This window comes from Novosphingobium ginsenosidimutans (assembly GCF_007954425.1).
In the GTDB taxonomy this organism is placed as follows: domain Bacteria; phylum Pseudomonadota; class Alphaproteobacteria; order Sphingomonadales; family Sphingomonadaceae; genus Novosphingobium; species Novosphingobium ginsenosidimutans.
Genome location: NZ_CP042345.1, coordinates 2,771,092 through 2,785,003 on the forward strand (window position 1 = coordinate 2,771,092; position 13,912 = coordinate 2,785,003).

Consider the following 13,912-nt stretch of genomic DNA (forward strand, 5'->3'; position numbering starts at 1 on the left):
CAAGTCAGTAAGCCCGAGCGACGAAGATACGTTCCACCGCTGGCTCGCCGGTGAACAGGCAGGTGCCGCTGACCGGCTCTCCGTTCATCGGCGTATTGCGGATGGTCAGCTTGAGCGCCTTGAGCTTTGCGACCACGGCTTCCAGCGCCGCGCCAGTCGGGCGCGACCAAAGCACTTCGACCCAGCCCGGATAGCGCTGGTCGGCGCTGAAGAAAGCTTCGAGTCCGGCCAAGTCAGTTACACCACGGTGGATTTGAGCATCGCGGCGCGCGGTGGCCTCGGCATGGAGTGTGCGCTGGATGTCCTCAAGTTCACCAGCAGCAGCGGCGAGGAAGTCCTCGCGCGACTGGCCGACGAAGTTGACCTTGCCATCCTCGCGGTACAGCCGGTCACGGCGCACGGCCGAAACCTGGCCGCCAGCAGCATCGCGGCCACCGATTTCAAGGATCAGTGGCACGCCCTTCTTGACCCAGCCCCAGCGCTTGGCCGTGGCCTTGCCGGCCCGCTTGTCGAGCAGCACGCGAACCGGCTCGCCCAGCGCCCACTGGCTGGCGAGTGCAGCGCGCAGCTCCTCGCAATAGGCCAGCAGGGCTTCGTCGCCATCGTCCTCGCGCAGCATCGGCAGGATCACGATCTGGTGCGGCGCGATGCGCGGCGGCACGCGCAGGCCGTCGTCATCGCCATGCGTCATGATCACGCCGCCGATCAGGCGGGTCGAAACGCCCCACGAGGTGGTGTGGCAAAGCTGCTGGCTGCCTTCTTTGTCCTGGTAGCGGATATTTGCCGCCTCAGCGAAGCCGGTGCCGAGATAGTGCGAGGTGCCGGCCTGGAGCGCCTTGCCATCCTGCATCATCGCTTCGATCGAATAGGTCGCAACGGCGCCCGGGAATCGCTCGTTCTCCGGCTTCTCGCCGGCGATTACCGGCATGGCGAGATCGTCCTCGGCATGGCTGCGGTACATCTCTAGCGCGCGGAGCGTTTCCGCCATGGCATCGTCGCGGTTGGCGTGCGCGGTGTGCCCTTCCTGCCAAAGGAATTCGCTGGTGCGCAGGAACATGCGGGTGCGCATTTCCCAGCGAACGACGTTGGCCCACTGGTTGGTCAGCAGCGGCAGATCGCGCCACGACTGGATCCAGCGGCTCATCGCCTGGCCGATCACCGTTTCGGAGGTCGGGCGGACGATCAGCGGCTCTTCCAGCTTGGCTTCCGGATCGGGCACCAGCCCGCCCTTGCCATCCTGGATCAGGCGGTGATGCGTGACGACCGCCATTTCCTTGGCAAAGCCGTCAACGTGCTCGGCCTCCTTGGCGAAGTAGGACAGCGGGATGAACAGCGGGAAATAGCAGTTCTGCACGCCGGCGGCCTTGATCCGCGCATCCATCAGGTGCTGGATCCGCTCCCATATGCCATAGCCCCATGGCTTGATTACCATGCAGCCGCGCACGCCGCTTTCCTCGGCCATCTCTGCTTCGGAGATGACTTCCTGATACCATTGGGCGAAATCGTCGGCGCGGGTGACGGAAAGAGCGTGCTTCATGGGGCGGCGCGATAGCGGAGCGCCCTCGCCCCGGCAAGCGGCGTCAACCTGCGTAGAGGCCTACTTGCTGAGTTCGTCGAGCTTCTTCTGCATTGCGGCCATCTGGGCCCGGAGCTGGGCGATTTCGTCGTCCTTGCTTTCGCCGCTGGCGGGCTTGCTGTCTGCCAGGCCCGGAACGAAGGCTGATGCCGCCGCCTTGAACATCTCAAGGTTCCGCTGGGCCAACTTGGCCAGCGGATTGTTGCCGAGGCTGGTTTCGAAGGCCTCGCGCAGCTTGGCCTGGTTGGAGCGGAAGTTCTCCATCGAGGCTTCGAGGTAATGCGGCACCAGGCTCTGCATCGAATTGCCGTACATTCCGATCAGCTGGCGCAGGAAGTTCACCGGCAGCATCTGCTCACCGGTTGAGCTTTCCTCTTCCATGATGATCTGGGTCAGGATCTGGTGGGTAATGTCAGCCCCGGTCTTGGCATCGAGCACTTTGAACTCCACCCCCTCACGCGTCATCTTCGCGAGGTGCTCCAGCGTGATGTAGCTCGATGACTGGGTGTTGTAGAGCCGCCGGTTGGCGTACTTCTTGATGATTACGGTATCGCCTTTGGCCTGGGCCATGAGGTTCCCCTTTGCCTGTGCAGTTGCAGCACTGTTAGCACCCGCAACAACGGCAATGCAACATGAGTCATGCTGCACAGCAGCAGTAGCCTAGCGCGCGAAACGGCGGCCCAGCAGCGTCAGGAGCTCGTATTGCGACAGGCCCGTTGCCGAGGAGGCTTCAGGCAGGCTGTAATCAACGCGGAGCCAGTCTCCTTCGCGCAGGTCTGGCGTGGCAGTCAGATCGACCACGGTCATGTCCATCGAAACGCGCCCAATCACGGAGACTGACCGGCCCATACTGCGCAGCATGCCTTTGCCTGACCAGGCACGCAGATAACCATCGGCATAGCCCAGACTGATTACGCCAATCCGCATGGCACGGGGCGCAACGAAGGTCGCGTTGTAACCAACACTCTCGCCCGCCGCGATGTTCCGTACCTGGAGTAAGGCCGCCTCGGGCGCGACAACCTGGCTGATCTCGCCCGCAAGTGCCGCGCAAGGAACACCGCCATATAGCGCCAGTCCTGGTCTTGTCAGATTGCCGTGATAGTCGGGACCAAGCGTGATACCAGCGCTGTTCGCAAGGCTGGCCCGCTTATGCTGCAAAACGCCGCGTGCAGCATTCCAGCGACTTTGCTGCGCAGCATTTTGTGCGGAATCTTCGTCAGCCGAAGCGAGATGCGAATGCAACACATCGATCTCAAGCTGAGCAATCACAGGGTCAGGCAGATCGCCAAGGCTTAACCCGATGCGATTGATACCCGTATCGATCATCAGGTCGCAGGGGCCGCCGCCAGCCTCAATCCAGCGTTGCGCCTGGAGCAGCGAGTTGATGACAGGACGCACACCACAGGTCTTCGCAAATGCTGCATCGGCAGCAGTCAACGGGCCATGCAGCACAGCGACTGCGGCAGGCGGAACATGCTCCAGCAGCGCCGGTACCTCCTGCCAATGCGCCACGAAGAAGTCACGGCAGCCTGCCTCGCGCAGGACTGGCGCAGCAACTGCAACGCCAAGTCCGTAGGCATCCGCCTTTACTGCGGCCCCCGCGCTTGCCTGTCCTGACAGCCGATCCAGCGCGCGCCAGTTGGCGGCGAGCGCATCACGGTCGATCGCGAGGCGCAGCGTGGCTGGCGGCAGTTCAGGCAACATCGTCAGTGAAATCGCGCGGCCTTCCGTCCGGCAAGCCCCACCAGGCGACAATCAATGCCATCAGCACGACGCCCCAGGTGTACCACAGCCCTGAATAGGGATCGCCGGTGCGCGCAACGATGAAGCTGGCGATGAAGGGCAGGAAGCCCCCGAAATAGCCGGTGCCGATATGATAGGGGATCGACATCGAGCTGTAGCGGACCTTTGGTGGGAACATTTCCGCCAGCAGCGCCGCGACGGGGCCATAGGTTGCCGCCGAAAGCGCCATGAGCACCAGCAGCGCGGCAATGATCAGCGCGGATTGGCCAAGGCTGGGCTTGTGCTTCTCGAAATTGAACACCGTCTTGCCGACGCGCGCCTCGATCTCAGCCTTGCGGGCCTTGGCATCGTCCCAGTTGAGCCCATCAAGCGCGATCACTTCCGTGCCGCCCATCACAAGTTCAAGCTTGTCACCCTGGTCAAGGGTATAGCCGATCCCGGCTCCGGCAAAATCGCCCATCAGCTTGCCGCACTGGGTCTTCTGCTTGGTGGAAAACGGATCATAGGAGCAGTCGCTGCCGCGGATGGTCCACTCGATCGAGGCGTGCTGTGCCGGGTTCTTGGCGACCGAGCCGATGAACCAGAAGGTCGGGAACAACAGCAGCAGGGTCAGGACATAGCCGATCACGATCGGCTTCTTGCGCCCGATGCGGTCCGAAAGGCTGCCGAAATAGATGTAGAAGCCCATCCCGATCAGCGCCGCGATGCCAACGATGATTTCCGCCGTGGTGCTCTCCACGTGCATCGCATTCTGCAGGAAAGACAGCCCTGAGAACATCGCGGTGTACCAGATCACGGTCAGGCCAGCGGCAATGCCGAACAGGGCGATGAAGATGCGCTTCTTGTTGCCGGGATAGGTGAAACTTTCAACGAAGGGGTTGCCCGCAGTTTCGCCCGCCTCCTTCATCGCTTGGAAGACCGGGCTTTCGGAGAGCTTGAAGCGCATCCACAGCGAGATCGCCAATAGCAGCAGGCTGAGCAGGAAAGGCACGCGCCAACCCCAGGCGTTCCAGGTTTCGGGACTCATCGCCGCCTTGCAACCCAGCACGACGATCAGGCTGAGAACGAAGCCGCCGACCACGCTGGCCTGGATATAGCTGGTGAAGTAACCGCGCCGACTGAAAGGGGAATGCTCCGCGACATAGATCGCAGCCCCGCCGTACTCCCCGCCAAGTGCCAGGCCTTGCAGGATCCGCAACAGGATCACGATGGCCGGTGCCCACAGACCGATTTCCGATGCTGCCGGGATCAGGCCAACGCCGGCCGTCGCGATCCCCATCAGCGTTACGGTGACCAGGAACGTGTACTTGCGCCCCAGCTTGTCACCCAGGTAACCAAACAGGATCGCTCCCAGCGGGCGGAAGCCAAAGCCGACCGCGAAGACCAGCCAGAACAGCAGCATTTCCAGTGTGGCATTGCCGGTCGGAAAAAAGGTCTTCGACAGGATCGCGCCGAGCGCGCCGTAGATGAAGAAGTCATACCATTCGAACACGGTGCCGGCCGATGAGGCGCCGATTACCAGGCGCATGTCGGAGGCGGAGGGCTCGTGGTGAACGGTCTGCGTGGCCATGGCTTCCCCTGTAGTTTATCTCGTTAGCTGCCCTCTAGCCGGGCTTTGGCGCGCTGGAAAGCGCCTCCAGCGCGGCTTGCCAGGCAAGCGTGATCGCGCCATGGCGGGCCGGATAGTCTCGCGCGGCAGCGATCGTGGCGAAGCCCGGCCAAGCGGGCAAATCACCGCCCTTATTCAGCCAGGTGCGAATTTCGCGGAGCGCGGTGCGCAGGCTGTTCTCATCGTGACCAATTGCTTGCGCTGCGAACAGCGCAGCACTGGCCTGACCGATGGCGCAGGCCTGAGCCTTCAGCCCAATGCCGGTGATCGCGCCCGCTTCACCAACTGCCAGGCCAAGCGTTACCGCGCTGCCGCATGTTTGCGAACGCACTGCGCCCTGCAGGGGCAGGCCTGGATCGTGAGGCCACTGGCTGAGGCTGGTTGCCAGCGCGAGGACTTCGCGCGTGTAGAGGTTAGTAGTGCTACTCAACGATCAGGATTTGTCTTTGCCCAGGCGCTTGGCTTCGGCCTCGGCCGCTTCCTTGCGGCGCTCGGCAATCATCTTGACCAAGGCTTCGCTGCTGGCATTGACGAATGGATAGGCGCGGGCCTGCGTGATCCAGGTCGGCCGACCGCCAATGCCCCAAACGGTGTCATAACCCAGCACCAGCACCGAAAAGGCCAGCACGGTGATTACCATGCCTTTGACTGCGCCGAACCCGAAACCGAGCAGGCGATCGATCGGACCTAGCACCGATTCGCGGCTGGCTTCACCCATCCGGTTGGCAACGAGTTTGACGATCGCATAGGGCACCAGCAGCAGCAGGGCGAAGGCCAACACGGTCGCCCCGGATTCGCTGCCGACATAGGGAACCAGCGCAGCCGACAGCGGCGTATGCAGATTGTGGATTGTGAACAGCGCGATGACCCAGGCCGAAAGCGCCAAAATCTCTTGCACGAAGCCGCGCATAAAACCCGTGATTGCGCCCAGCCCGACCAAGACCAGCACAGCGATGTCAAAACCAGTCATGGTTTCAAATCTATGACCCGCCCATCACCTGGTCAACGAGATTCCGGAGTAAGGTTACCTCGCGATGGCCTTTGGCCATGCCTGTACCGTCACCCGGGCCGAAGGCCTTAGTAAATCCCAGCTTTGCCGCCTCCTTGAGACGCAACCCGCCGTGCGCCACGGGTCGCACTTCCCCGGCCAGCGAAACTTCACCGAACCAGACTGCGTCATTGGGCAGCGGCCGGTCAGCCAGGGCTGAAATAAGCGCCGCCGCTACTGCCAGATCGGCAGCCGGGTCACCGAGCCGATATCCGCCCGCCACATTGAGGTACACTTCGCAAGAAGAGAAGTTGAGCCCGCAGCGCGCCTCCAGCACGGCCAGCAACATGGCCATCCGGCCATTGTCCCAACCGACCACAGCGCGGCGCGGCGTGGCTCCGCTGGCGAGCCGTACGATCAGGGCCTGGATCTCCACCAGCACCGGGCGGGTCCCTTCCATCGCCGGGAAGACTGCGCTGCCTGGAACCGGGTTCTCGCGGCCCGACAGGAAAAGCAATGATGGGTTGCCTACCTCTTCCAACCCTTGCCCAGCCATCGCGAAGACCCCGATTTCGTCGACGGGACCGAAGCGGTTCTTGAGATTGCGCAGGATCCGGTACTGGTGGCTGCGCTCTCCTTCAAAGCTCATGACCACATCGACCATGTGCTCCAGCACGCGGGGCCCGGCGATCGAGCCATCCTTGGTAACGTGGCCCACCAGCACGAGCGCGCAGCCGCATTCCTTGGCAAAGCGGATCAGCTCAAAGGCCGAGGCACGAACCTGGCTGACCGTGCCGGGTGCGCCCTCAATCTGGTCAGAGTGCATGGTCTGGATAGAATCGATCACCACCAGCGCCGGCGGGGCCATGCCGCCCAACGTCGTCAGGATGTCACGAACCGAAGTAGCCGAGGCCAGACGGATCGGCGCATCGGCCAGCCCCAGGCGCTCAGCCCGCAGGCGGACCTGCCCGGCCGCTTCCTCGCCGCTGATATAGACAACCTCACCCCCAGCCCGCGCCATCTGCGCCGCGGCCTGGATCAGCAAGGTCGATTTGCCGATCCCCGGATCGCCGCCCATCAATACCGCCGAACCAGGCACCAGCCCGCCGCCCAGCGCGCGATCGAACTCAGCAATGCCGGTGCTGCGCCGGACCAGCTTTTCACCGGGCTTGTCGAGCGGTTCGAAATCAATCTTCCGACCGCCGCCCGAAAGATCGTGCTTGGCCGAAAAGACCGTTTCCGGTGCCTCCTCGCTGAGCGTGTTCCATTCGCCGCAGTCCGCACACTGACCCTGCCAGCGAAAGCTGACGCTACCACAGGCCTGGCAGATATAGCGGCGTTTGGGCTTGGCCATGGTCGACCGATAACCGGAACGAAGCAGGAACGCAAGGCGCGTGGATTGTTTTGTAACGAGGTTTCGTTGCAGCCCTAAATCTGCCTATATGATCGGTATGCGCCAGAAGGAACTCCGCATCGCCCTCGTCTGCTATGGCGGGGTCAGCCTTGCGGTTTACATGCACGGCGTTACCAAAGAGCTGTGGAAGCTGGCCCGCGCCAGCCGCGCTCATATCGTCGGTGAGGATGCACCAAAGGGCACCGAGGCGGTCTACCTTAAACTGCTGCGCAGCATGGAGCGTGACCGTCAGCTGCGCCTGCGGGTCATGCCCGATATCGTTGCCGGGGCTAGCGCCGGCGGGATCAACGGCGTGTTCCTGGCGCAGGCGATCCATTCCGGACAGAGCCTGGAACCCTTGACCGACCTTTGGCTGGAGCGCGCCGATGTCGATGTGCTGGTCGATCCCGATGCCCGCCCCTGGTGGCGCTTTGCCAAATTCTGGGCGATGCCGATTGTCTGGTTCCTGCTTTCGCGTCCCGGTAACGTGGTTTCGCAAAGCGTCGCCCCAGAGACCCGCGGCGAGGTGCGGGCCAAGCTTTCGCGCCTGATCCGCTCGCGTTGGTTTGAACCGCCTTTTTCGGGCATCGGTTTCTCGCGTCTGTTGGCTGAAGCGCTCGATACCATGGCCAAAGGACCGACCGACGCGCCGCTTCTGCCGCCGGGCCATCCGCTTGACCTGTTCGTGACTGCCACCGACTTCAAGGGCCATCCCCAGATGCTGCGGCTCAACAGTCCGGCCAATGCCGAGGAAAGCGAGCATCGCCTTTCGATCGGGTTTCGCAGCAAGACGCCGCTAACCGGCGCCCACCCCCTCGCCCCGACACCCGAACTAGTCTTCGCCGCACGCGCAACTGCCAGCTTTCCCGGTGCCTTCCCGGCATTGCAAGCCGCCGAGATCGACGCGCTGGTGGCAGAGCGTGACGAGGAATGGCACAGCCGCACCGCCTTTTTCGCACGGATCATGCCCAACCACACCCGGCTTGGCGATGTCGAAGGCGTTTCGCTGATCGACGGCTCGGTGCTGGTCAACGCTCCCTTTGCCGAAGCGATGAACGTGCTGCGCGATCGGCCCGCCCAGCGCGAGGTCGATCGGCGCTTCGTCTATGTTGACCCCCATCCGGACCGGGTTGGCGGCCTGCGCCGCAACGATCCGCGCCCGCCGGGTTTCTTTTCGGTGATCCTCGGCTCGCTATCCTCGATCCCGCGCGAGCAGCCGGTTCGGGACAATCTTGATGCCATTGCCGAGCGCTCGCACGAGCTTGATGAACTGAAGCGCGTAGTCGAAACGCTTCGCCCCGATGTCGAGGCTGAGGTTGAGCGGCTGTTCGGTCGCACCCTGATGTTCGAATGGCCCAGCCTGCGCCGCCTGACATCATGGCGCAAGAAAGCACAGGATGCAGCAGCCAAGGGTGCCGGCTATGCCTATCACGGTTATGGCCAGGTCAAGCTGCGCGCAATCGTGCAGGATCTGGCCCAGACTATCCATGCGGCGGCACCAGACATTCCGGGCGACCGAGAAGCCATAGAGCGTCACCTGACCAGCTGGCTCAACACCATTGGCTTCGATCACCTTGCCCTGCTCAAGGGTGGTGCTTCGTCAGAAGCTATCACCTTCTTCCGCGACCACGATCTTGGCTATCGCGTTCGCCGCCTGCGGCACTTGGCGCGGCGCCTGTCCGAGGATTGGGACGATATCGACCGCGAGCATCCCCACGCGCGCGAGGACGCCCGCGATGCTGTGTACCGCGCGCTCGGTCTCTATTTCGAACGCGAGGGCGCTGCCTATCTGGGGCCAGACTTTGTACCTGCGGCCCGACGAGTGCTGGAGGATCCGGCCACTGTCCTTGCCATGATGGCCGAGCGCCGGGCCCTGCCCGAACTCGATCCGCAAGTTGATGCGATCCTGGTCGAGGCGCTTAAGCCGCTCCCACGCGAACTGCGGCGGCGAATCCTGCTGACCTACCTGGGTTTCCCGTTCTACGACACGGTCACTCTGCCGCTGCTGCGGGGTGAGAACATCAACGAGCTGGATCCGGCCAAGGTTGACCGGATTTCACCCGACGATTGCCCTGGCATCCGCGCTGGCGGGGCAGCGCAAGCGCTGCGCGGGGTGGAGTTCTACAACTTCGGCGCGTTTTTCAGCCGCGCCTACCGTGAGAACGATTACCTCTGGGGCCGGCTCCATGGCGCTGAACGCATGATTGATCTGGTCGCTTCTGCCCTGCCGGCCGGCAGCATCATCGACGAGCATGAGCTGGCGGCCTTGAAGCGCGAGGCCTTCCTGACTGTCCTGGACGAGGAAGAACCCCGCCTGCGCGCCGATCCCGGCCTGGTGCCACGGATCAGGGCCGAGGTAATGGCAAGCTAGTGCTTGTGGGCAGGCGCCGGCTTGGCGTCCAGGCTGGCCCAGATCGCTTTGGCGAACGTGTCGGCGTTGATGAAGGCCTTGGGCTTTTCCAGCGGCTTCAGCGGATTGTCGGCTAGCACGGCTTCCAGGTTTTGCCCCTTGGCCTTGCGCGCGCGGATCAGTTCGATCGATTGCGCGATCATCCCGCGCCAGGCAATCAGATCGGCCTGGGTTCCGACCGGACCGTGGCCGGGGATGATCTTGGTCTGGGGGTTGGTGATCTTGATCAGGTGATCAAGGGTATGGACCAGGTTCAGCGCATTGCCGCCAGAGTTGGTATCGATGAAGGGAAAACCCAGACCGTTCATCATCAGGTCTCCGGTGTGTAGGACATTGGCCTTGCGCCAATAAAGCGCAGTGTCGCCATCGGTGTGGCCTCCCTTAGTCCCGATTGCGTCGATCCGATCACCATTCAGGTGAAAGCTCACACCATCCTGATAGGTCACCACCGGCAGGGCTGCGGGCGGTGCCGGCGGAGTGGCGGTCGGGCCACTGCTGGAACCGGCCAGCAGCCGCACGCGGACGTTCTCATGGGCGAAAATCGTCACTCCAGTCTTGCCGAGGTTCTCGTTCCCGCCGGTGTGATCGTAATGCCAGTGGGTGTTGACCAGGTACTTGACCGGCTTGGCCCCGACCGCAGCAACTGCAGCAACAATCTTGTCGGTCAAGGGTGCGAACTGGTCATCGATCAGGACTGAGCCATCCTCGCCATAGGACAGACCGATATTGCCGCCCGCGCCAAACAGTACGGCAACGCCAGGCGCGACGATTTCCGACTTGATCTCGACCTTGCTGAAATCCGGCGTTTGCGCAGCAGCAGGAATGCTCGCGGCGAGAACTGCAGCGGCAGATAGCTTGGCAAGGCGCATGATAAATCCTCTCGGTTCTTATGGGCGAGAGGACTGCGCCCCCGCCGCTAATCGGTCAAGTCGTTCCAGGCTTCCTTCAGCTTGTCGAAGAAGCCCTTTGAACCCGGACATTCATCACCGGTCTCAGTCTCCTGCAGCTCGCGCAGCAGTTCTTTCTGACGCGCGGTCAGCTTGGTGGGGGTTTCAACCGTGATTTCCATCACCAGGTCGCCGCGCCCGCGGCCTTGCAGGACGGGCATGCCGGCACCGCGGCGGCGCAGCTGCTTACCGGACTGGATGCCGGCCGGGATCGGCACGGTATGGCGCTCGCCATCAATGCCGGGCAGTTCGATCTCGCCGCCCAGCGCAGCCGTAGTGAAGGTAATCGGCACGCGGGTCAGCAGCGTGGTCCCGTCGCGTTCGAACACTGCGTGGCGGCGGACGTGAACGAAAATGTAGAGATCGCCCGGCGGCGCCCCAAACGGCCCGGCCTCACCCTTGCCACCCAGGCGGATGCGGGTGCCGGTATCGACGCCTGGCGGGATCGTGACATCAAGGGTTTGCGGCTGATCGACCCGCCCTTCCCCGCCGCATTTGCGGCAGGGCTTTTCGATCACCTCGCCGCGACCGTGACAGGTCGGGCAGGTTCGCTCGACCATGAAGAAGCCCTGCTGGGCGCGGACCTGACCATGACCACCACAAAGGTTGCAGCGGCGCGTACCGGTGCCCGGCTCGGCGCCTGAGCCATCGCAGGGCTCGCAAGCAGCAGCGACTTCGATCTCGATCTGGGCTTGCTTGCCGTGAAACGCCTCTTCCAGGCTGACTTCTAGGTCATAACGCAGGTCCGCCCCGCGCCGGGCCTGCTGCCTGCCGCCGCCGCCAAACGCGCTGCCGAAGATCGTCTCGAAAATATCGCCCAGATCGGAAAAGCCGCCGCCGGGTCCGCCGGCTCCGCCGCCCATCCCGCCGTTCTGGAACGCGGCATGGCCGAACCGATCATAGGCTGCGCGTTTTTGCGGATCTTTCAGGCATTCGTAGGCTTCGCTGATTGCCTTGAACCGCGCTTCGGCCTCGGCATCACCGGGATTCTTGTCCGGGTGCCAACGCATGGCCAGCTTGCGGTACGAGGACTTGATCGCAGCGTCATCCGCGCCGCGATCTACCTCGAGCAGCTCGTAATAGTCGACTTCTACTGCCATCGCCCCACCCCGATGCAGCACCCGCCACCGCGCCGGTCAGCACGGTGGCGGGCGTCATGCATGGCTTGCTCAGCCCTTGTTGTTTTCGTCGACTTCCGAGAATTCGGCATCGACCACGTCTTCCGCAGTGTCGGCCGCTTCGGCGCCGGCACCCGGAGAGGCAGCCGCGGCCTGTTCCTTCTCGTAAATCACCTGGCCCATCTTCATGGCCTTCTCGGTCAGGGCCTGGGTCTTGGCGGTCATGTCATCGACATTGCCGCTTTCGATCGCAGTCTTGGCTTCGGCGATGGCAGCCTCGATTTCGGCCTTGAGGTCGGCGTCAAGCTTGTCGCCATGCTCGGCCAGTTGCTGCTCGGTCGCATGGACCAGGCTGTCGGCGTTGTTCTTGGCCTCGGCCGCAGCACGGCGCTGCTTGTCTTCCTCGGCAAAGCGCTCGGCGTCCTTGACCATCTGATCGATATCCGCGTCAGACAGACCGCCCGAAGCCTGGATCTTGATCTGCTGCTCCTTGCCGGTGCCCTTGTCCTTGGCGCTGACGTTCACGATGCCGTTCGCGTCGATGTCGAAGGTCACTTCGATCTGCGGCACCCCGCGGCGGGCCGGCGGAATGCCGACCAGGTCGAACTGACCCAACAGCTTGTTGTCCGCGGCCATTTCACGCTCGCCCTGGAACACGCGGATCGTCACCGCCTGCTGGTTGTCCTCGGCGGTCGAATAGACCTGGCTCTTCTTGGTCGGGATCGTGGTGTTGCGATCGATCATGCGGGTGAACACGCCGCCCAGCGTCTCGATCCCCAGCGACAGCGGAGTGACGTCGAGCAGCAGCACGTCCTTGACGTCGCCCTGCAGCACGCCGGCCTGAATCGCCGCGCCCATGGCAACGACTTCATCCGGGTTAACGCCGGTGTGCGGTTCCTTGCCGAAGAACTCCTTCACGACTTCGCGGACACGCGGCATGCGGGTCATCCCGCCAACCAGCACCACATCGTCGATATCTGCAGCCTTGAGGCCCGCATCGGCCAGCGCCTTGCGGCACGGTTCCAGCGTGCGCTGGATGAGGTCGGCAACCAGCTTCTCCAAGTCCGCACGGCTGATCGTTTCGACCAGGTGCAGCGGCGTGGTGGTGCCGCCTTCCATGCGGGCCGTGATGAACGGCAGGTTGATTTCGGTGGTCTGGGCGCTCGACAGCTCGATCTTGGCCTTTTCGGCGGCTTCCTTGAGCCGCTGGAGGGCCAGCTTGTCGGACTTCAGGTCCATGTTTTCCTTGGCCTTGAACTTGTCGGCCAGGTACTCAACCAGCTTGGAGTCGAAGTCTTCCCCGCCGAGGAACGTGTCCCCGTTGGTCGACTTCACCTCAAACACACCATCGCCGATCTCGAGCACCGAGATGTCGAAGGTGCCGCCGCCAAGGTCATAGACCGCGATGGTCTTGCCGTCGTTCTTGTCGAGGCCATAGGCCAGCGCGGCCGCAGTCGGCTCGTTGATGATGCGCAGCACTTCAAGGCCGGCGATCTGGCCGGCGTCCTTGGTCGCCTGGCGCTGCGCGTCGTTGAAGTAGGCCGGCACGGTGATCACTGCCTGGGTGACGGTTTCGCCCAGGTAGCTTTCAGCCGTTTCCTTCATCTTCTGGAGCGTGAAGGCGCTGATCTGGCTGGGCGAATAGTCTTCGCCGCCAGCCTTGACCCATGCGTCGCCGTTCTTGCCCTTGGTGATGCTGTAGGGGACGAGCTCCATGTCCTTCTTGGTCAGGGGATCGTCAAAGCGGCGGCCGATCAGGCGCTTCACCGCGAAAATCGTGTTGTCGGGGTTGGTCACCGCCTGGCGCTTGGCCGGCTGGCCGATCAGACGCTCACCATCCTTGGTGAAGGCGACAATCGACGGCGTGGTGCGCGCACCTTCCGAATTTTCGATAACCTTCGGCTTGCCGCCATCCATAACCGCAACGCAGCTGTTGGTTGTGCCGAGGTCGATACCGATTACTTTACCCATATTACTGCCCATCCTTGGTCATTTTCTGGACACCGCCCCTGCACCTTCCCAGTCCCGGCAAAGGCGCCCTGCGGCTCGTTGACCGGGCGGATATAGGAGCGGTTTTGCTTGGCACAAGGGCAGCGTCGCATTAGGCACCACTGCAATTTCAACCCCC

Annotated in this window: 11 protein-coding genes; 1 reads left to right on the forward strand and 10 read right to left on the reverse strand. The window is 63.0% G+C overall.

The annotated features are described in order from the left end of the window. Positions 1-4: 4 nt before the first annotated feature. The 7 genes from FRF71_RS13605 to radA form a co-directional block, all read right to left on the reverse strand. Positions 5-1,537 carry an aminoacyl--tRNA ligase-related protein gene (locus tag FRF71_RS13605; protein ID WP_147091162.1) on the reverse strand — a complete coding sequence of 511 codons (1,533 nt, stop codon included), beginning with the start codon at positions 1,535-1,537 and terminating at the stop codon, positions 5-7. Between the two features lie 60 nt (positions 1,538-1,597). Beyond that, positions 1,598-2,146 carry a polyhydroxyalkanoate synthesis repressor PhaR gene (gene phaR / locus FRF71_RS13610; RefSeq protein ID WP_147091163.1) on the reverse strand — a complete coding sequence of 183 codons (549 nt, stop codon included), beginning with the start codon at positions 2,144-2,146 and terminating at the stop codon, positions 1,598-1,600. 90 nt (positions 2,147-2,236) lie between these two features. After that, on the reverse strand, positions 2,237-3,280 hold the full coding sequence (alr, locus tag FRF71_RS13615) for an alanine racemase (protein ID WP_147091164.1): 1,044 nt from the start codon (positions 3,278-3,280) through the stop codon (positions 2,237-2,239). Next, positions 3,270-4,889 carry an MFS transporter gene (locus FRF71_RS13620; protein ID WP_147091165.1) on the reverse strand — a complete coding sequence of 540 codons (1,620 nt, stop codon included), beginning with the start codon at positions 4,887-4,889 and terminating at the stop codon, positions 3,270-3,272. Before FRF71_RS13620 ends, alr begins: the two co-directional genes overlap by 11 nt. Before the next feature lie 34 nt (positions 4,890-4,923). After that, complete coding sequence (locus FRF71_RS13625) at positions 4,924-5,358, reverse strand: iron-sulfur cluster assembly scaffold protein (RefSeq protein WP_147091166.1); 435 nt, start codon at positions 5,356-5,358, stop codon at positions 4,924-4,926. Between the two features lie 3 nt (positions 5,359-5,361). Next, positions 5,362-5,898 (reverse strand): CvpA family protein, encoded by a 537-nt coding sequence (locus tag FRF71_RS13630; protein ID WP_147091167.1) that lies wholly within the window; start codon positions 5,896-5,898, stop codon positions 5,362-5,364. 10 nt (positions 5,899-5,908) lie between these two features. After that, the gene (radA, locus tag FRF71_RS13635; protein WP_147091168.1) at positions 5,909-7,270 is read right to left on the reverse strand and encodes a DNA repair protein RadA; all 1,362 of its coding nucleotides are present in this window, start codon (positions 7,268-7,270) and stop codon (positions 5,909-5,911) included. Between the two features lie 97 nt (positions 7,271-7,367). On the opposite strand from radA, the gene FRF71_RS13640 reads away from it, so the two are divergent. Then, positions 7,368-9,680 (forward strand): patatin-like protein, encoded by a 2,313-nt coding sequence (locus tag FRF71_RS13640; RefSeq protein ID WP_147091669.1) that lies wholly within the window; start codon positions 7,368-7,370, stop codon positions 9,678-9,680. Here FRF71_RS13640 and FRF71_RS13645 read toward each other — a convergent pair. From FRF71_RS13645 to dnaK, 3 genes are all read right to left on the reverse strand, one after another. Next, positions 9,677-10,588: an MBL fold metallo-hydrolase gene (locus FRF71_RS13645; RefSeq protein ID WP_147091169.1), complete on the reverse strand. Its 912-nt coding sequence runs from the start codon at positions 10,586-10,588 to the stop codon at positions 9,677-9,679. The two genes, FRF71_RS13640 and FRF71_RS13645, sit on opposite strands and share 4 nt — an antisense overlap. A gap of 47 nt (positions 10,589-10,635) precedes the next feature. Continuing rightward, the gene (gene dnaJ, locus FRF71_RS13650) at positions 10,636-11,766 is read right to left on the reverse strand and encodes a molecular chaperone DnaJ (protein ID WP_147091170.1); all 1,131 of its coding nucleotides are present in this window, start codon (positions 11,764-11,766) and stop codon (positions 10,636-10,638) included. Positions 11,767-11,835: 69 nt separating this feature from the next. Continuing rightward, positions 11,836-13,755, reverse strand: coding sequence for a molecular chaperone DnaK (dnaK, locus tag FRF71_RS13655; RefSeq protein ID WP_147091171.1), 1,920 nt, complete (start codon positions 13,753-13,755; stop codon positions 11,836-11,838). Between the last annotated feature and the right edge of the window lie 157 nt (positions 13,756-13,912).